At 53.5% G+C, this 17999-nt stretch carries 14 protein-coding genes; 11 read left to right on the top strand and 3 right to left on the bottom strand.

The features are described 5' to 3' along the window. Window positions 1-26 precede the first annotated feature (26 nt). From K1558_RS09285 to K1558_RS09275, 3 genes are read left to right on the top strand one after another with little or no spacing between them, the layout of a single operon-like run. On the top strand, window positions 27-1892 hold the full coding sequence (locus K1558_RS09285; protein ID WP_238651233.1) for an ABC transporter ATP-binding protein: 1866 nt from the start codon (window positions 27-29) through the stop codon (window positions 1890-1892). After that, window positions 1822-2493: a response regulator transcription factor gene (locus tag K1558_RS09280; RefSeq protein ID WP_274528481.1), complete on the top strand. Its 672-nt coding sequence runs from the start codon at window positions 1822-1824 to the stop codon at window positions 2491-2493. Before K1558_RS09285 ends, K1558_RS09280 begins: the two co-directional genes overlap by 71 nt. A 5-nt stretch (window positions 2494-2498) precedes the next feature. Continuing rightward, a complete protein-coding gene (locus K1558_RS09275; RefSeq protein ID WP_238651232.1) occupies window positions 2499-3578 on the top strand; it encodes a sensor histidine kinase in 1080 nt (359 codons plus the stop codon). A gap of 30 nt (window positions 3579-3608) precedes the next feature. Here K1558_RS09275 and K1558_RS09270 read toward each other — a convergent pair whose 3' ends face one another. Continuing rightward, entirely contained in the window at window positions 3609-5045 is a 1437-nt protein-coding gene (locus K1558_RS09270; RefSeq protein WP_238651495.1) for an aminotransferase-like domain-containing protein, read from the bottom strand. A 270-nt stretch (window positions 5046-5315) separates the two neighbouring features. On the opposite strand from K1558_RS09270, the gene K1558_RS09265 reads away from it, so the two are divergent. The 6 genes from K1558_RS09265 (at window position 5316) to K1558_RS09240 (ending at window position 11856) form a co-directional block, all read left to right on the top strand. Further along, window positions 5316-5927, top strand: coding sequence for a LysE/ArgO family amino acid transporter (locus K1558_RS09265; protein WP_238651230.1), 612 nt, complete (start codon window positions 5316-5318; stop codon window positions 5925-5927). A 174-nt stretch (window positions 5928-6101) separates the two neighbouring features. Further along, complete coding sequence (locus tag K1558_RS09260) at window positions 6102-7496, top strand: helix-turn-helix domain-containing protein (RefSeq protein ID WP_238651228.1); 1395 nt, start codon at window positions 6102-6104, stop codon at window positions 7494-7496. Window positions 7497-7806: 310 nt separating this feature from the next. Beyond that, window positions 7807-7986, top strand: coding sequence for an aspartyl-phosphate phosphatase Spo0E family protein (locus tag K1558_RS09255; protein ID WP_238651227.1), 180 nt, complete (start codon window positions 7807-7809; stop codon window positions 7984-7986). An 85-nt stretch (window positions 7987-8071) separates the two neighbouring features. After that, on the top strand, window positions 8072-9394 hold the full coding sequence (locus tag K1558_RS09250; protein ID WP_238651226.1) for a helix-turn-helix domain-containing protein: 1323 nt from the start codon (window positions 8072-8074) through the stop codon (window positions 9392-9394). 65 nt (window positions 9395-9459) lie between these two features. Beyond that, on the top strand, window positions 9460-10782 hold the full coding sequence (locus K1558_RS09245; RefSeq protein WP_238651225.1) for a helix-turn-helix domain-containing protein: 1323 nt from the start codon (window positions 9460-9462) through the stop codon (window positions 10780-10782). A 147-nt stretch (window positions 10783-10929) separates the two neighbouring features. After that, entirely contained in the window at window positions 10930-11856 is a 927-nt protein-coding gene (locus tag K1558_RS09240; protein ID WP_238651224.1) for a stalk domain-containing protein, read from the top strand. Window positions 11857-11922: 66 nt separating this feature from the next. On the opposite strand, the gene moaA is transcribed toward K1558_RS09240, so the two are convergent. Continuing rightward, window positions 11923-12924, bottom strand: a complete 1002-nt coding sequence (gene moaA, locus K1558_RS09235; protein ID WP_238651223.1) for a GTP 3',8-cyclase MoaA — start codon at window positions 12922-12924, stop codon at window positions 11923-11925. A 343-nt stretch (window positions 12925-13267) separates the two neighbouring features. Here moaA and K1558_RS09230 point away from each other — a divergent pair, with 343 nt between their 5' ends. Both K1558_RS09230 and K1558_RS09225 read left to right on the top strand, forming a co-directional pair. Then, window positions 13268-13963, top strand: a complete 696-nt coding sequence (locus K1558_RS09230) for a TorD/DmsD family molecular chaperone (protein ID WP_238651222.1) — start codon at window positions 13268-13270, stop codon at window positions 13961-13963. A gap of 90 nt (window positions 13964-14053) precedes the next feature. After that, a complete protein-coding gene (locus K1558_RS09225) occupies window positions 14054-14323 on the top strand; it encodes a hypothetical protein (RefSeq protein WP_238651221.1) in 270 nt (89 codons plus the stop codon). Window positions 14324-14800: 477 nt separating this feature from the next. Here K1558_RS09225 and K1558_RS09220 read toward each other — a convergent pair whose 3' ends face one another. Next, a complete protein-coding gene (locus K1558_RS09220) occupies window positions 14801-17989 on the bottom strand; it encodes an efflux RND transporter permease subunit (protein WP_238651220.1) in 3189 nt (1062 codons plus the stop codon). Window positions 17990-17999: the final 10 nt, after the last annotated feature.

The raw sequence follows: 17999 nt of genomic DNA, 5'->3' as shown, positions 1-17999 counted from the left end.
TTAACCGCCGGAAAAGGAGATCAACCATGGACAACAAACAAACCCGGCAGAAGCGGAGAGCGGGCCTGAAGCCGTTCCTGAAGCTGCTGCGCGACACCAAGCCATCCTATGTGCTGCTGGCGCTGGCTCTTGGCCTCAGCATTATTTCGACCCTTGTAGGTCTTGTTATTCCGATGTTCACGAAAAATCTGGTCGACGGCTTCTCCCTGGCCTCTGTCAGCAAGCTGCAAATTGCTCTCATCGCAGGAGCATTTATTGCCCAGACCGTAGCTGGCGGGGTATCCATCTACCTGCTGAATGCGGTCGGACAGAGAATCGTTGCCGGGCTGCGGGACCGGCTATGGCGCAAATTCCTTGTGCTGCCGGTGTCCTACTACAATGAGAACCGGACCGGTGAGAGTGTCAGCCGGATGACCAATGATACGGGCATTCTCAAGACGCTGATCTCGGAGCATCTGGCCAGCCTGTTCACCGGGATCATCTCCATTGTCGGCTCCATCTCAGTGCTGCTCTACCTGAATTGGAAGATGACGCTGGTCCTGTTCGCGGTCCTGCCGTTGTCTGCACTCATTCTGATGCCGCTGGGGCGGCAGATGTACAAGATCTCCAAGGGCACACAGGACGAGACCGCTTCATTCACCGCTGTTCTGAGCGGCGTACTGTCCGAGATCCGGCTGGTGAAGGCCTCGGGTGCGGAACAGAAGGAGTATGAGGCCGGACGGCAAGGAATTATGAACCTGCTGTCCTTCGGGCTCCGCGAGGGCAAGGTAAGTGCGCTGATCAGCCCGCTGGTCTCCTTCGTCTTCATGATGCTGCTGGTGGTGATTATCGGCTACGGCGGGATGCAGGTATCTTCAGGGGCACTCACTGCCGGTGAGCTGGTTGCTTTTATTCTGTATCTGATTCAGATTATTATGCCGCTGACACAATTAACTCAATTCTTCACCCAGCTACAGAAGGCCAAGGGTGCATCCGAACGGATGATTGAGACTCTTGCCGCAGAGGAAGAGGTCTATGAAGGAGTCCTGGAGGCGACTGACGAAGACAGTTCTATTGAGGTGGAGGACCTCAGCTTCGGATATAAGGCGGGTGAGAAGGTGCTGAATCAGGTGAGCTTCACGATGCTTCCGGGACAGGTCACGGCTATTGTCGGTCCAAGCGGAGGCGGCAAAACCACCCTGTTCTCCATGCTGGAACGCTTCTACGAGCCATTAAGCGGAGTGATCCGGCTGGACGGCAAGCCGGCGCCGCTGTTCTCCCTGAAATCCTGGCGGGGACGGATCGGGTATGTCTCCCAGGAGAGTCCGCTGCTGGCCGGGACGATTGCTGAGAATCTGGCCTATGGACTGGAGCGTGAGGTCAGTAAGGAGGAGCTGCGGCGTGCGGCGGCAATGGCTTATGCGGACGGCTTCATTGAGGCGCTTCCGGACGGATACGATACCGATGTGGGCGAGCGCGGAGTGAAGCTGTCCGGCGGGCAGCGGCAGCGGATTGCCATCGCCAGGGCGCTGCTGCGCAATCCCAAGATTCTGATGCTGGACGAAGCCACATCCAGTCTGGACAGTCAGTCGGAGGCTGTGGTGCAGAAGGCGCTGGGGAATCTGATGCAGGGCCGGACCACGATTGTCATTGCCCACAGGCTGGCAACGGTCGTGAATGCGGACCAGATTATTTTCATGGAGAAGGGCCGGATTACCGGCAGGGGTACCCACGAGGAGCTGCTGCGGGATCATGAGCTGTACCGTGAATTTGCCGAGCAGCAATTGCAGATGAATACACCGGAGCTTCAGAGCCGCAGTGCAGAGGAGGGATCAGCAGATTATGGTCAAAATACTGGTGGTGGACGACGACCCGCATATCCGCGAATTGGTGGAGGTGTTCCTGAGAGCTGAAGGGCTTACGGAGGTGTACAGCGCCGCAGATGGGCTGGAGGCCCTGCAGATGCTTGAGGAGACATCCGCCGATCTGGCGATTATCGATGTCATGATGCCGAAGATGGACGGCTGGGAGCTGTGCCGGGAGCTGCGGAAGCATTATGACATTCCGATTCTGATGCTGACAGCCAAAGGGGAGACTTCGCAGATTGTCAAAGGCTTCGAGCTGGGGACAGACGACTATCTGGTCAAGCCCTTCGAGCCGCCGGTGCTGATCGCCAGGGTCAAGGCGCTGCTGAAGCGGTATCAGATCTCCGCCGCCCAAAGTGTGAGCGTGGGAAGTCTGCGGATGAACCGCAAGACCTATGAGATTGCCTCTGAGCAGGGGAATATTACGCTGCCACTCAAGGAATTCGAGCTGTTATTCAAGCTGGCGAGCTATAAGGGGCAGACCTTGACGCGCGACCGGCTGATCGAAGAGATCTGGGGCTACGATTACGAGGGCAACGAACGGACGCTGGATGTGCATGTGGGCCGTCTGCGCGAGCGATTCCCGCAGGAGCAGTTCGGCTTCGCCATCCGCACGATCCGGGGACTCGGCTACAGGCTGGAGGGATGAGCGGAATGGGTAAGACGGGTAAGAGAGGCCGGATAAGCGGGTTTTTGCAGACAATAAAAATTATACTTCCGCTTGCAGGGGTACTGGCTGTCCTCTTTGTATCCTGGAATGGCAGTTACTTCGGGTCCCGGGTGCTGGTACGGTATTTCGGCTGGTCCTTCCCTGACTATGGGTATCACCTGTTCGTGATGGCGGTGCAGGTTGTCCTGTTCTTCTGCATCGGTGGGGGGATTGCCTTCGCTACACGCGGAAAGGATCAACAGTTCTACGTCCCCATCCTCACGGCGATGCGGCAGATTTCCAAAGGGGATTTCAAGGTTGAGCTGGACAGCGGCAAGTACCGGCAGTTCGGCGGGATTGTAGAAGGGATCAACGAAATGGCGAATGAGCTGAGCCGGATGGAGACCATGCGCCAGGATTTCATCGCCAGCGTGTCCCATGAGATCCAGTCGCCGCTGACCTCGATCCGCGGCTTCGCTGCGGCCTTGCAGGATGAAGGGCTTAGTCCCGTTACCCGCAAGCATTATCTGGACATTATTGAAGCGGAGAGCCGCCGCCTGTCCGGTCTAAGCGACAACCTGCTGAAGCTGTCGGTGCTGGAGGCGGAGAGCTTCCCGTTCGAGCGGAAGCCCTACAGGCTGGACAAGCAGGTGCAGGAGATGATCCTGGCCGCAGAGCCGCAGTGGCTCGGCAAGGAGATTGAGGTAGAGGCTGAGCTTGCAGAGACTACCGTGACTGGTGTCCAGGATCTGCTGAGCCAGGTATGGACGAACCTGCTGCACAACAGCATCAAGTTCACACCGCAGGGCGGACAGATCACCGTTACCCTCCGTACAGATGAGGAGTGGATTGAAGTCGAGGTGAAGGACAGCGGGATCGGCATGGCGGAAGAAGACCTGCCCCGGATCTTCGAACGCTTCTACAAGGTGGACCGGTCAAGAAGCGTCAGCAGCGGCGGCGGCAGCGGGCTGGGGCTGCCGCTGGTAAAGCGGATCATTGAGCTTCATGAAGGCAGCGTCCAGGTTACGAGCCGTCCCGGCGAGGGGACGTCCTTCCGGGTTCGCTTACCGCAGCAGACCGGGTGAAGCCGCAGATTGGCTGCTGGCAAGAAGCCTTTAGCCTCCTGCCCTGATTAACCCGGCGAGCAGAGGGATAGCACGCTCCAGCTCTGCCGGGGAAGCATAGGCATAGGAGAGTCTGAGATGCCTGCGGTCACTGCGGTCGTACAGATCGCCTGTATTCAGCAGCAGTCCTGCGTGCAGGGCGGCGGTGAACAGCTTGCGCGGAGGCCCGGCATGCAGAAGAGAGAGCCAGATATAGAAGCCGCCTGCCGGGACATTCCAGGTGGCGAGTCCGGTGCAGTGCAGCCGGAGCAGCTCCAGCATGAGACTGCGGCGCTCACGGAGTCTGCGGCGCAGTGTGTGCAGATGCTCCTCGTGATAGCCGCCGGTCAGCCAACTGGCGGCGGCCCATTGCGATAGGGAGCTTGCGCCGTAGTCGCTCTGCATTTTGATGTCGGCCAGCCGCCGGACAACCGGCTCCGGACCGGCAATCCAGCCGATGCGTAGGCCGGGGCTAGCCGCTTTGGACAGTGTCCCCAGATGCAGGACCCGTCCCTCACGGTCCAGCGCCTTCAGCGGCAGAGGCGGCGGTTCATCCAGCCACAATTCCTGGTAGGCCCCGTCCTCCAGGATCGGCAGTCCCAATCTGCCTGTGACCTCCATCAGCTCCTTGCGGCGCTCTGTATCCATTACTATTCCCGTGGGATTATGAAATGAAGGGATGCTATACAGCATCGCTGCCTTGCTGCGGACAGCTTCGGCGGCAAGCCGCTCCGGGATCAGCCCGCGCCCGTCCAAGGGCAGGCCGCTGAACTTCACCCCGGCAGACTGAAAGGCGTGAATGGAATACAGATACGAGGGCTTCTCCAGCAGAATAGTTGAGCCGCGCGGCAGCAGCCCGAGGGCGATTAATTGCAGCCCCTGGAGCGCCCCGGAGGTAATCAGGATCGAGGCCGGGTCGGCCAGGATACCGCTTCTCTCCAGCATCCGGCTGACCGCAGCGCGCAGCACCGGGCTGCCGAGCGGCTCCTCGTAGGAGAGCGGAGGCAGAACACGCTGCGACAGCCCGGCCAGCACCTGGTTCATCGCGGCTCCGGGCAGCAGCTCAGGCGCCGGTTCACCCGTACCGAGGCGGATCAGGCCCGGCTCATATTCGAGCCGGTTAATGTCCTGGATGGTGGGCAGGTTGGGATAATGAATGCCCTCCTCCACATAATCATTCCAGTTGCCGGAGCGCTCCGTCTCAGCAGAGCTTGTGTCCGTCACGAAGGTTCCGCCGCCGCGCCTGCCCTCAATCAGCCCCAGGGCGGTTAGCTGGCCCAGCGCTGTAACCACAGTGCTGCGGTTCACCCCGAGCCGGCGGCACAGCTCCCGCTGCGGGGCCAGCCGCATCCCTGACGGCCAGGCCCCGGTGCGGATCTTCGCCAGGAAGTGAGCGGCAATCTGGGCATGAAGCGGCAGCGGAGAGGCCGGGTCCGGTCTCCAGTCCACGGATAGGCTTGGAGAAGCACCTTCTTGTTCCTGTTCGGGAGGAGAGGGCGGGAGTTTATCATTCAAGGAATATGCTCCTTCGGTGTAATGTCTTGGCTTCAGTGTACCATGGTTTCTCTTGGTTATTCATCTTGGTTGGGGTGCTACTCTTAACTTGGATGGTTACGTCTCTGCAGCTGCGCGGTACGATCAGAAGGCTGCTGTAACTGGAGAGACGACTGTGCAGCTTGTCCTCCGGCAGTACCGCAAGCTACATGGAGGGGATGCAAGATGGTACAGGCCATTATACATGGAATCATTCTGGCCTTCGGGCTGATTCTGCCGCTCGGTGTGCAGAATATATTCGTATTCAATCAAGGGGTGCAGCACACGAGGTTCCGCAGTGTGCTGCCTGTTGTGCTGACGGCAGCGGTCTGTGACACACTGCTTATTGCTGCGGCCGTCGGCGGCGTCTCGCTGGTCATTCTATCGTTGCGCTGGGTCACGCCCGTTATCTATGGGGCGGGCATTCTGTTCCTCGCCTTCATGGGCTGGAGAATCTGGTGCTCCGCTCCGGCGAAGGACGAGTCAGGCCGCCTCTCCCCGAAGGGACAGATCCTCTATGCGCTATCTGTCTCCCTGCTGAATCCGCACGCGCTTCTGGATACAGTAGGCGTGATCGGGACCAGCTCGCTGCAATATGACGGGACGGTGCGCTTGGCCTTCGCAGCGGCAACGGTAGCTGTCTCCTGGCTCTGGTTCCTGGGACTGGCCGCCGCCGGAAGTCTGGTTGGCAGGAACGGCACCTCCGGCAAGTTCATTCAGGGGCTAAATACCGTTTCCGCACTGCTGATCTGGGGCATTGCCATTTACATGGGAGCTCAGCTATGGCGGCTGTTTTGAGGCTAATTTAGCCTTAATCCAGAGGATTAGGCAAGCCGGTTGCCAAACTGTTTCTAATTCTTCACAACTTCATAGTATATTTATGCTTCTCTATTGACGGTTGAAATCCGATCCTCTACCATACAGATATAAACATAATGTTCTAATTTATGGAATGTGGGAGGTGGTATTGCTTTGGAGCCTGCAGCCATGATTCGAGATCAGCTTGCAGATTATTTAACCCAGCATGGGATGTCTATTAATCAGTTCGCCATAAGGTCTGGCATTAATTCCGGGACACTGAGCCGGATTATTAATGGCCATCAGCCCATTGCCATGAGCCATCTGGAGTTAATTACTGCGGGGATGGGGGTGTGTGAGGACTATTTTTACAGAATGTATGTGGATGAATGCTTCTCTTATTCAGCGCCAACCTGGCGGCGGCTCCGTCCGTTCATTGTAAGGTGTGCAGAGCTGGGCCGCACGGATTGCATTGAGCTGCTGGTGCAGAATCTGCTGGATAACCTGACGTATGTTCCCATGCTGTTTGAGGTCGCAGAGGGCTTGTTCGAGCAAGGACACCGGGCAGCGGCAGCTCTGCTCTATGAGAATGTTAGCGCCAGCGAGAAGTACCAGTACTCGGAGCGGCTGGCCCTGTGCCAGTACCGGCTGTTCCAGATCGCCCTTGGCGACGACCAGAGCACGAACCTGCGCGCGGCTACCCTGTTCGAGAGCTACATCCCGCGGTTGAATGAGGCGGATCAGTTGGATGCGTTGAAGGAACTGGTAGTTGTATACTATTCACTTCGCCAATGGCACAAAGTTGACGATCTGGCACAGGAACTTTTAAGGATTGCTACCCTTCAATATGAATACCTCAATCATTTAAAACGTGCCAAGCTTCCTGAGAATAAGTCGACACAGCCTGTATATTACTATATTTTATATGCATATCTTATGCGTTCGAGTGCATGTGTGGAATGGGAAGACTATGATACTGCATTGCATTTAATAAAAAAATATACGGATGGAAGCTGGATCAGGGAAAAAGGTGTGGAATCGCAGAAAATAATGGCTCAATTTAAAGAATGGGGTCAGGCAAATACATACCTATATCGGCTATTAGCAGGTCAACAGGAAGTAATATCTGAATATGTCGAATACATTTCCAGCCGGCCTAGTGAGATCTTTATGGCAGTATACAAAATCATTCAAACAGCTAACCGTTATAGTTGGAATGTGGATTATGTACTGGATCGATTTTCCGAATACGTTGCATACAGAACTGATCTTAAAGATCTCGGTACTCATAATCAGCAGGTTATCGCTGACCAGTATGCTAGATTTCTTGTTGAATTGGCCACGTATTATCTGCACAACAACCAGAGAAATGGTATAAAGCTTATACTACTAAGTTTAGAATCATCTGTTAAATTGAATAGTGAAACTATTGTAATGAGATGTGTCGATTTATTTGAGCAGTATCGTCATGAGGCGGAAGAGCACGAAAAAGAAGAGTATAGACTTATAATTAGAAGGGTGACGGATGCAAGTGAAAAGAAAGCTCATTATTCTTTTAGCGTCGTGTAGTTTAGTTGCACTAATCATCTTGCCATTAGGGAATGTTAATTCTGGAACTACTATCAGTCAATCGATACTTCAAACTATGTCGCATGGTGCAGGCGACTGATTACGTCAGTTAAGTCTTATGTATAGCATTGATGATTAATAATCACGATTATCTCGGGACGTCCCTGTTAGCAGGGGCGTCTTTTTTTCGACCAACTTTATTCTGACATAGTTAGTTCAATATATTCACTTTAACAGATAATGCAATCGGCCCAATATTTTATAGTTTTACATAAAAATCTATAATGTTGCATAAGGAGGCGGGATTCCCATGTCTAGTCCGGCAAACGTCAGAATTCGTATTGAGCAAGCCCGAAGTAAGCTTCACAAATTACATATTCAATATGGCGGTTTAGCCCATCCTGAAGTGCTGCGGCAATCCGTAGTGCTGGATGAATTGCTCAATGCCTACGACCAAGCCTACCGGATGAAGAAGAGGCCGCCTGCATAGCAGCATTTCTATTAAATTAAGCGGAATTATCAGTTAGCGTGATGTCAGGTCCTATGGATCAGCGTGTATAAAGGTGGTAGAGAATTTGGAGCATACAGTCAAAATCCGGGACGAAATCGCAGCATATCTTATACAGCATAACCTGTCCATCAATCAGTTTGCCATCAACAGCGGCATCCATTCCGGCACACTCAGCCGGGTGATGAAGGGCCAGCAGGCCCTGGCGATGAATCATCTGACCCGTGTTACGCAGGGAATGGGGCTGCCTGACGATTATTTTTATAGCAAGTATGTGGATGAATGTCTATACGATTCGGCCCCAACCTGGCGGCGTATACGGCCGTTCTTACTGCAGTGTGCCGTCCTGCTGCGTCTGGATTGTATTGAACGTATCGTACAGAATCTGCTGGATAATCTGCTGTATGCGCCGCTGCTGTTCGAGGTGGCTGAGGAGTTATTTGAGCAGAAGCAGTGGCAAGCGGCGGCATTAATTTACGAGAATGTGGGAGCCAGTGAGAAATATCAGCATTCTGAGCGTCTGGCACTCTGCCAATACCGGCTGTTCCTGATTAACCGGGGGGATGATCTCCAGAAGAATCTAATCGCAGCCACATTGTTCGAGCACTATATCGATAAATTGGATGAATTCCATCAATTAGATGCTTTGAAGGAATTGGCGAATACCTACAGCTCACTTCAGAGATGGGACAAGGTTGCTGAACTGGCGGAAGAATTACTGCGGCTGGCCTCCATGCAATATGAACTCCATAAAGGATCAGATCATGTATACAGAGGAGGGACGGTAATAACAAGGCCGCTTTACGTCTACATTTTGTATGCCCAGCTTCTCCGTTCCCTTGTACATGAGCATTGTGGAGATTATAAGTCTGCTCTGGAGATCATTCCTCTATATATGGATGGCAGCTGGATCGTAGAGGATGATGAGGAGGCGCAGCGGGCCATTAACCAATTTCAGGAATGGGGAACGGCGAATACCTATCTCTACCGGCTAATGGATGGCCAGTTTGATGTGCTAGATGAGTATGTGGAGTACATTTCCACCCGGGAGAATGAGATTTTTACCGCATTATTCAAGATTGTTCAAATGGCAAATCAATACAAGTGGAACGTGGATCATGTGATACAGAGGTTTACCGATTATATTCCTTACCGTACAATCTATAGTGTCTTTGGTGAGTATGACCCCCTTGTTCTTAAAAATAACCATGATCAATTCCGCAGCGAACTCGCAACCTACTATCTATCCCGCAACCAGTACAAAGGTGATGAGGTGTCCATGCAAAGCGTAGATCTGTCTGCCCAAATGGACAGCGAGCATAATGTGATCCGGGGGACGATATCCGTTGATTTTGAGATTGCGATTTCGGATATTCCGAAGTCAGAGTAAGATTACATCTTGGGCATAACACACATAGAGAACCTTATAGCGGTGCTGAGAAGGTGGTAAATACTATGGAGCATGTGGTCAAAATCCGGGACGAAATCACAGCCTATCTTACCAGACATAAGCTGTCTGTTCATCAGTTTGCGGTGGCTTGCGGCATTCATTCCGGCACACTCAGCCGGGTGATGAAGGGGCAGCAGGCGCTGGCGATGAATCACCTAACTCGTGTTACGCGGGGGATGGGACTGCCGGAGGATTACTTTTACAGTAAATATGTGGATGAATGTCTATTTGATACGGCGCCAACCTGGCGTCGTTTACGGCCGTTCCTGCTGCAATGCGCGGCATTATCGCGTCTGGATTGCATCGAGCGGGTGGTGCAGACTTTATTGGATAATCTGCTGTATGCACCGCTGCTGTTTGAGGTCGCTGAGGAGCTATATGAACAACAGAACTGGCCGGCCGCAGCATTAATCTACGAGAATGTGGGGGCCAGCGAGAAATATCAGCACTCTGAACGTCTGGCACTCTGTCAATACAGGCTGTTCATGATGAACCTGGGGGATGATCCGCAGAAGAATTTAATTGCAGCCACACTATTGGAGAATTATGTGGACAAGTTGGATGAAGTTCATCAGTTGGAGGCGTTGAAGCAGTTGGCAGATACCTATATTGCACTTCAGAAATGGGACAAGGTATCTGAGTTTGTCGAAGAACTGCTCCGAGTGTCATCCGTTCATTATGATCTTTATGGAGAATCAGACCGGACATACAACAGTCAGAGATTTAAAAAGATGCCGCTATACGCATATATTTTACACGCCCATCTTCTTCGATCCAGCACCCAGGAGGGGATTGGCGACTATAAAACTGCATTAGAGATCATACCATTGTATATGGATCATAGCTGGATACGGGAAGATACCGAGGAAGCAAAGCAGATCACAGCACAGTATACGGAGTGGGGAATAGCCAATAACTATCTCTACCGGTTAATGGATGGTCAGTATGATGTGCTAGATGAGTATGTGGAGTACATCTCCACCCAGGAGAATGAGATTTTCACAGCATTATTCAAGATCGTCCAATTAGCAAACCAATACAACTGGAATGTGGATCATGTGATACAGAGATTTGCAGATTATATTCCTTACCGCACCATTTACAGTGTCTTTGGTGAGTATGACCGGCTGATCCTCAAAAAAAACCATAACCAGTTCCGCAGCGAGCTGGCGACCTATTATCTGTCCCGCAAACGCTACAAAGGTGATGAAATTTCTATGCAAAGCGTAGATCTGTCTGCCCAAATCGATTGCACGGAGAATGTGATCCGGGGGACGATATCCGTTGATTTTGAGATTGCGATTTCGGATATGCCGAAGCCGGGTTGAAGCAAGGTCATTATACCTGCACAATTTTTAGGGCCTGGAGCAGCTTTCTCAGGTCTTTTTGCTGTTTGGAAGATTTCTTCAGCGTAACCTTACAGCTATTAAAGCGTCTATTCTATTAGGTTATGAAAAATTTAGGAGGTTCAACAGATGAAAAAAAGGCTCTTATTCTCTCTGACACTGCTGTTCTCTTCACTCTTGGGGACGTCAGCGCATGAGGCAAATGCGGCAGAACGCACACTGGCGGGGACTCAGGTTGTAGTGAATAACAATTCATTAGAGGCAGCGGATATCCTTAACCGGAATAATCAGGTATTTCTCAGCTTAACTTCACTCAGCAGTCTGGGTGACCTGACGTTCGCCTGGAACAATACGGCCAAGCAAGTGACCGTGAAGGGGAAAGATACCAGCCTGCAGTTGACCATAGGCAATAAGGCTGCCCGTAAAAATGGAGCTGCCGTTACCTTAAGCACCGCGCCCTTCATTCATAAGGGGAAAACCATGGTCCCTTTGCGTTTTGTAGCCGAAGCTCTGGATGGTTCGGTGGTATGGAATTCAAATCTTCAGACCGCCTTTGTATCTAAGCCAAGCGCCCAATTGCTGGCAGATGCCAACAGCAGTTCATTAAGCACAGCCAGAAATGCTGCCATTAATCTTCCCAGAGCTTCTCAATTGACGGAAAATTTCGAGCCTGTTGTAGAGACAGCCAGCCTGCAATATTATTTTCCCGCAAAGGCTAAGGACCAGTTCATTGAGGTTAACAATAATGTAGTCCGCTACTATCAATTAACGAAAAATACTGCGTATTTGAAGTGGCAGGCCGTCATAGGCGGAACGGCTGCTGCGCAGGACAAGCTATATTTCATTAACCGCTCCTTCGTTAAAGAGAACGGCACTTTGCCCAGCTTCAAAGATACCACCTTCGCCAGCTTCCGCTGGATGCCTCATATTACTTCCACCGGTTATGGCTTAATCCATAAGGGGAATTGGAATGAGGTGGTGCTTCAAGATGCTGAGGTGCCGCCAACGAAGCTGAAGGATAATTACATTATCGTGGACATTCCTGAGGAAGGTTAAAATCCGGAATAGAAACAGGCCCATGAACAAGTTCATGGGCCTGTTTCATTTGGCTGGCGGAGCAGCCTATCCCCCGATCTGCGACATCCGGCGGGCTGTGGGCGTGTGGCTCTGCGCTTTGCGCTCCAGGGCCAGCGCCATCTCATGATTATGCGGCTTGTTGCCAAGCGCCTGACGGAACAAGGCCTGGACGGCCGCAGGATCACCGGTCAGCGGGCGCACATGGTATTCATCCTGCCAGTACAGGCAGGCTTTGATGTGACCGTCAGCGGTGAGGCGCAGGCGGTTACAGTTATCGCAGAAGTGCTCGCTGACCGGGTGGATCAGCCCGAAGGTTCCTTTGGCCCCGGTCACACGGCGGTTCTGGGAGGGACCGTTCCCCGCAGGCAGGTCTGCTTCCTCAGTAGTCCAGCCCGCTTCCCGGCAGGCCTCGACTACCGTCTCCAGCGGAAGATAGGTCTGCCGCCAGGCGTCGCTGGCGCTGCCAATCGGCATATATTCGATGAATCGGACATTCAGCGGGCTGTTTAGCGTCAATGCAATGAAGTCCTGAATCTCGTCATCATTAATGCCCTTCATCAGCACGACATTCAGCTTAATCGGTGATAATCCGGCTGCTTCGGCGGCCTCAATACCCTTCAGCACCTTGCCTACATCGCCGCCGCGGGTAATCATGGAGAAGCGTTCCGGCCGCAGTGAATCCAGGCTGATGTTCACCCGCGACAGTCCGGCTTGCTTCAGGACAGCAGCCTTATTCGGAAGCATCAGGCCGTTGGTTGTTAATGATATATCGTCAATGCCGGGAATGGCGGAGATCATCGCTACCAGCTTCTCCAGGTCCTTACGCACCAGCGGCTCGCCCCCGGTCAGGCGCACCTTCCGCAGGCCCAGCGGGGCAAGGGAGGCGACTACGGCAGCAATCTCTTCATAGCTCATAATCTCGTCCTGCGGCTGGAATTCCATTCCTTCGGCAGGCATACAATAAATACAGCGCAGGTTACAGCGGTCGGTCACCGATATGCGGATGTAGTCATGTATGCGTCCAAAAGGGTCAGTCAGCGGCTCCATATCGTTGCTCCTTCCCTGTTCATGTTAGTTTAAATTTTAAAGAAAGCAATCTGTTGCGTCAACGTACAAGATTGAGCGGAATCGGTCAGGCAGACAATCTAAATCATAGGGGGACAGAAGCGGCACGGCGTAGCCTAATTATGACAAAAGTGCGACAATTCCTGGGAATGGTCATAGAATGCTCACCGAAAGCGTTTAACATTTTCGATATAATTTAATTGCGGAAGATTCAAACTTTAGATACTTTCACTTTTGCGAAGAGCACAGCTATGATACCGGAAGGCCCAGGAGGTAATCCCAAATTCCCCGGCATCCGGCAAACTAAGTAGGGAGGATTTGCAAAATGACGATATCAACTGTTCCATCGCTTGTTGTGCCGGAGGCTTGCAGCCGCTGGCTGGAGAGTCGGGGATTAATATATCAGCTGCTGGTGGACTTCTTCGGAAGAAAGCCGTCGCTCTCACTGGTCGCCCAGTGGAGCCGTAACCGTGAGATGAGTATTGCTGCGGAGATGACCGAGGGGGGACGTGAGCTGAAGCGTTACCTCTGCAGTCAGGAGCCGTCTACGCTTCCGGCGATCTGCGAGAAAGAGAAGCTTGAATATAAGCGGCTGATGAACGAGCGTGCGGTCAGCTCTGTGCTGGCCCGTGAAGCGGCGCAGCTCGGCCGTGAAGAAGGGTTCTGCAACGTCCTCTCCGATGTGTATGCATCGGCAGGTATTGTCTTCAAGAAGTGCAGCGGCGAAGCTGACGACCACATCGCCATTGAACTGGAATTCATGGCGGTGCTGCATGAACGGATGCTGTACAACAGCTTCTCCATCCGCAGCGCTATGGAGCTGCTTGAGATCCAGGAGCGGTTCCTGGAAGAGCATCTGCTGAAGTGGACGCCGCAGTTCTGCCAGCGCCTGAACGCAGCCACAGACAGTCCGCTGTATCTGGGACTGAGCCACATGCTGGAGGAATTCCTGCCGAAGGATCTGGAGATGCTGCGTACCTGGAAGGCTTCGCTGGAGAGCGGCGCGGCTGCTATGGCTTAGGCGCGATTTTTGGATTTGAGAAGTTAGATTTCCTATAGAACGAACCAAAGACACCTTTGTTGGTGTCTTTTTGCATCGCTATAAGCTGGCATGAACCCGGTAGATCCCAGAAGTGCAGACCTGTCTGCCGGACGGGAAGCTGTAAAGCAAATAAGGGAGTTAATCGGAGAAGATATCCGATACAGATATGGTCAATCTTTAAGTAACCTGAAGCCTGCTTTGGAGATTTCAGATGAAGTCACCATCATCAATAACACCGGTAAACCTGAAATTGTGGCAGAGATTAAACATTCACAGATTAGCTTTTGCCATGAAGAAATTCCTGTGTGGGCCAGGGGAACTCTTGAATTGTACTTATAATTTGGACAGTTAGAAGTAATCGACGTCTAAACAACGCTGAATGTTTAACTCGTGCATTAGAAATTGCTAAGAATTTATAACTCAGAGATAAGTGTATTCTGTGCAACTAAAAACAGTGAAACGTGAGGCTTTCCGCTCCTAACTGTACTCTGTACAACTATATTTGCACGGATGGGCGAAAATCCAGGTATAGAGGCATGTTAATTGTACGAAATACAGCTAAACAGAGGTCTGGCGGCACATCCGTCCATTTAGTTGTACGGATTGCAATTAAGTCTACCCCTTGCACCTTAATCGGGCACTGCAACCCTCAGCAAGCGATGAGTTAAAAGTAATTTCCCTACTTTTAATACTAGTGATTCTCGATACTCCACTCACAGGAGATAGGCTAATTATCATTAACAAACAAGGCGCCCTTCCACCAACGGAAGGGCGCCTTACTTCTGCCTGTAGCGACGTTTAGCCTTACGTCACTCTCTACTCATATACCTTCTTGCTGCGGAACTTCATCAGGAACTCGTAGACCACCGGCACAACGACCAGGGTCAGGAGTGTGGAGCTGACGAGGCCGCCGATGACGGTGACGCCGAGACCCTTGGAGATAATGCCGGCGCTGTTCTCAAGTCCTGTCACCAGCGGCAGCAGGGCACCGATGGTCGCGAGCGCGGTCATGAGAATTGGACGCAGGCGCGTAGCCCCGGCCTCCAGCAGTGCCTGACGGGTGGACAGGCCCTCTTGCTCCTTATGGATGACGCGGTCGATGAGGACAATCGCGTTGGTGACGACGATCCCGATCAGCATCAGTGCGCCCATCAGCGCGGAGACGTTGAGCGTCTCACCGGCCAGCAGCAGGGCGACGAGAGCCCCGATGACTGTGAACGGCAGGGAGAACAGGATCGCGAACGGGGCGAGACCGCCGCCGAACGTAACGACCAGCACGAAGTATACGATAGCAATCGCCGCCAGCATGGCAATGCCGAGCTGGCCGAACGTTTCGTTGATCTGCTCGGTGACGCCGCCGAAGGTCACGGTCACGCCATCCGGGAGATCCATGGCATCAATTTTCTTCTGGACAGCGCCTGAGGCACTGCTGATGTCGCTGGAGAGAATCTCAGCAGTCACCTCTACCTTCATTTTGCCGTTCTCGCGGGTGATCGAGTCGGGCGACTGGCCCTGCTCAATCTTGGCGACTTCGCCGATCGGCACAGTAATACCCAGCGGAGAGGTGAGCGTAGCGGCCTCCATCTCCTTAATGCTGCTGTAGGACTCTTTGTCGGCTTCAATATAGACATTATAATTCTTACCGTCCAGCTTAACCTCTGTGAGCACAGGCCGGGCCCCGGCCGGACTCAGCTTCATCGCAATCTGCCCGGCGGTCAGGCCGAGCGAGCTCAGCTTCGCCTGATCGGCTACGATGGTGTATTGATCATAGGCTTCGGAGAGACTGGTCTTACCGTCCTTGAAGTTCTTCTTGTCCGCCTGCACGATCCCGGCGATCTCATCAGCGACCGGCTTAAGCTGCTCCAGCGAATCGCCGAAGACGTTGACGGTCAGCGTGCTGCCGCCCAGACCCCCGCCAGCCATGCCGGACAAGTCGCCCCACTTGCCCTCTGGCACTTCCTTGCTTAATCCTTCGATCAGCTTCTCTTTCACGGTATCGAAATCAGGCGTATCGCTGGCATACGTTACGTAGAACAGGCCGGAGTTGCCGGAGCCGATCCCGAATGGGGTGCTGCCGCCGATGGAGTACTGCATTTGATCCAGGTGCTCCTGCGCCAGAATGAACTTCTCGGCTTTGAGGCCCAGCGCCTTCACATCCTCCAGCGTCTGGCCGGCCTTCGGGGAGAAGGTGAGCGTCACATTCTTCTCTTCCTGCGACGGCAGGAAGCTGACGCCAATCGGCTTGATCAGGAACAGACTGCCTGCCAGCAGCAGGACGGCCACGCCGAAGGTGACCAGCTTATGTGAGAGACACCAGTCCAGAATCCTGGTATACCCGCCAGCCAGTGCGCCGGGCTTGTCTCCGTGGTTCTTCTTGCCCTTCTTCAGCCCGTTACGGAACAGGGTATGAGCCAGTGCAGGCACCAGAGTGATCGCCACTACCAGTGAGGCCAGCAGCGCAAATACCATGGTCAGTGCGAACGGCAGGAACAGCTCGCCGACCATCCCGCTGACAAAAGCGAGCGGAAGGAATACCGCGATGGTTACAATCGTTGAGGACATGATCGGCACGAACATCTCGCGGGTCGCCGCGCTGATCAGCTCACGGCCGCGCAGCTTCTCGCCGGACAGTGTAAGCCGCCGGTAGATGTTCTCAATGACGACAATGGAGTCATCGACTACACGCCCGATGGCAACGGTCATTGCGCCCAGCGTCATCATGTTCAGCGTAATATCCATCTGACGCAGGCACAGTATTGCAATCAGCAGTGATAATGGAATGGAGATAATGGAAATAATGGTGGAACGGATGTTGCGCAGGAAGAGCAGAATGATCAATACCGCGAACAGGGCGCCAAATGCTGCCTTGGACAGCATGGTATTCACTGAATCCTCAATCGGCTTGCCCTGATCGAGCAGGACTGTAAGGTCCATTGACTTATACTGCTTCTTCAGTTCCTCCGCCCGGTCCTTGACCCCGTTCACGACATCGACTGTGTTGGCATCATTAGCCTTCACAATCTGAATCCCGATCGATTCTTTGCCGTTCGTGCGGGAGATGGATTCCGATTTGCCGACCACCTCGATTGCGGCCAGCTCACTAAGCTTCACGGTCGGCAGACCGGTCATCGCAGCCGCGCCGCCAGCAGCAGCACCCGCAGCGCCTTGGGCGGCAGCATCCGGTGCCCCTGCCCCTGTTCCGCCAGCGGCTGCACCGCCCGCAGCACCGGCTCCTGCGCTGCCGGCCGGAGGAGCCGAAGGAACCAGCGGAATGCTGACGTTCTGCAGATCCTCTACTGTTGTAATATTGCCGTCAACGACAACTGCCTTCTGCGCTTTGTCCAGCTCGAACAAGCCGAGCGGCACGCGCAGGGAGGAGCCCTGAATCATACCCTTGACCGTATCCTCGGTCAGGCCGTATTGCTTCAGCTTCTCCGGATTGAACTTCAGGGAGACCTCTTTGACATATTGTCCGGCGATCTGCACGGAGGCTACGCCTTCCACATCCTCGAGAGCCGGACGGATGTCATTCTCGGCAATCCGCGTCAGTTCTTCCAGATCGCCGGAGCTCTCATCGGAGATGCTGAGCGAGATAACCGGCAGGGAGCTGAGGCTGAAGCGCGAGATCTGCGGCTTCTGCACCTCCTCCGGCAGCTTCACCTCGTTCAAGGCTTCCCGCACGGCGGCGGTGGCATTGTCCAGGTTCGTGCCGTAGTCGAATTCAATGGTGACGCTGGAGGCGTTCTCCAGTGAAGTGGAGGTCAGCATCTTCACGCCATCCACGTTGCGCAGCTTCTGCTCCAGCGGTTTGCTGACTTCATTGACGACCCCTTCAGGCGCGGCGCCGGGATAGATGGTAGTGATGCTGAGATAAGGAATGCTGATATTAGGCAGTGTCTCCTGCTTCATAGTCATTCCGCTATACAGGCCGGCGAAGACGATGATAATCGTCAGCAGCCAGATGGCGAACTTGTTGCGGAGCGAGAAATTAATTAGGCTTTTCATCAGTAGGTTA

Origin of the sequence: Paenibacillus piscarius (assembly GCF_022234545.1) — a bacterium.
Taxonomy (GTDB): domain Bacteria; phylum Bacillota; class Bacilli; order Paenibacillales; family Paenibacillaceae; genus Paenibacillus_AQ; species Paenibacillus_AQ piscarius.
Note: the sequence above shows the minus strand (reverse complement) of the source record. Positions and strands in the feature narration are given on the sequence as shown.

Coding starts and splice junctions, on each gene's coding strand:
- K1558_RS09285 (WP_238651233.1), top strand. CDS start 27: ATGGACAACAAACAAACCCGGCAGAAGCGGAGAGCGGGCCTGAAGCCG.
- K1558_RS09280 (WP_274528481.1), top strand. CDS start 1,822: ATGGTCAAAATACTGGTGGTGGACGACGACCCGCATATCCGCGAATTG.
- K1558_RS09275 (WP_238651232.1), top strand. CDS start 2,499: ATGGGTAAGACGGGTAAGAGAGGCCGGATAAGCGGGTTTTTGCAGACA.
- K1558_RS09265 (WP_238651230.1), top strand. CDS start 5,316: ATGGTACAGGCCATTATACATGGAATCATTCTGGCCTTCGGGCTGATT.
- K1558_RS09255 (WP_238651227.1), top strand. CDS start 7,807: ATGTCTAGTCCGGCAAACGTCAGAATTCGTATTGAGCAAGCCCGAAGT.
- K1558_RS09245 (WP_238651225.1), top strand. CDS start 9,460: ATGGAGCATGTGGTCAAAATCCGGGACGAAATCACAGCCTATCTTACC.
- K1558_RS09240 (WP_238651224.1), top strand. CDS start 10,930: ATGAAAAAAAGGCTCTTATTCTCTCTGACACTGCTGTTCTCTTCACTC.
- moaA (WP_238651223.1), bottom strand. CDS start 12,924: ATGGAGCCGCTGACTGACCCTTTTGGACGCATACATGACTACATCCGC.
- K1558_RS09230 (WP_238651222.1), top strand. CDS start 13,268: ATGACGATATCAACTGTTCCATCGCTTGTTGTGCCGGAGGCTTGCAGC.
- K1558_RS09225 (WP_238651221.1), top strand. CDS start 14,054: ATGAACCCGGTAGATCCCAGAAGTGCAGACCTGTCTGCCGGACGGGAA.
- K1558_RS09220 (WP_238651220.1), bottom strand. CDS start 17,989: ATGAAAAGCCTAATTAATTTCTCGCTCCGCAACAAGTTCGCCATCTGG.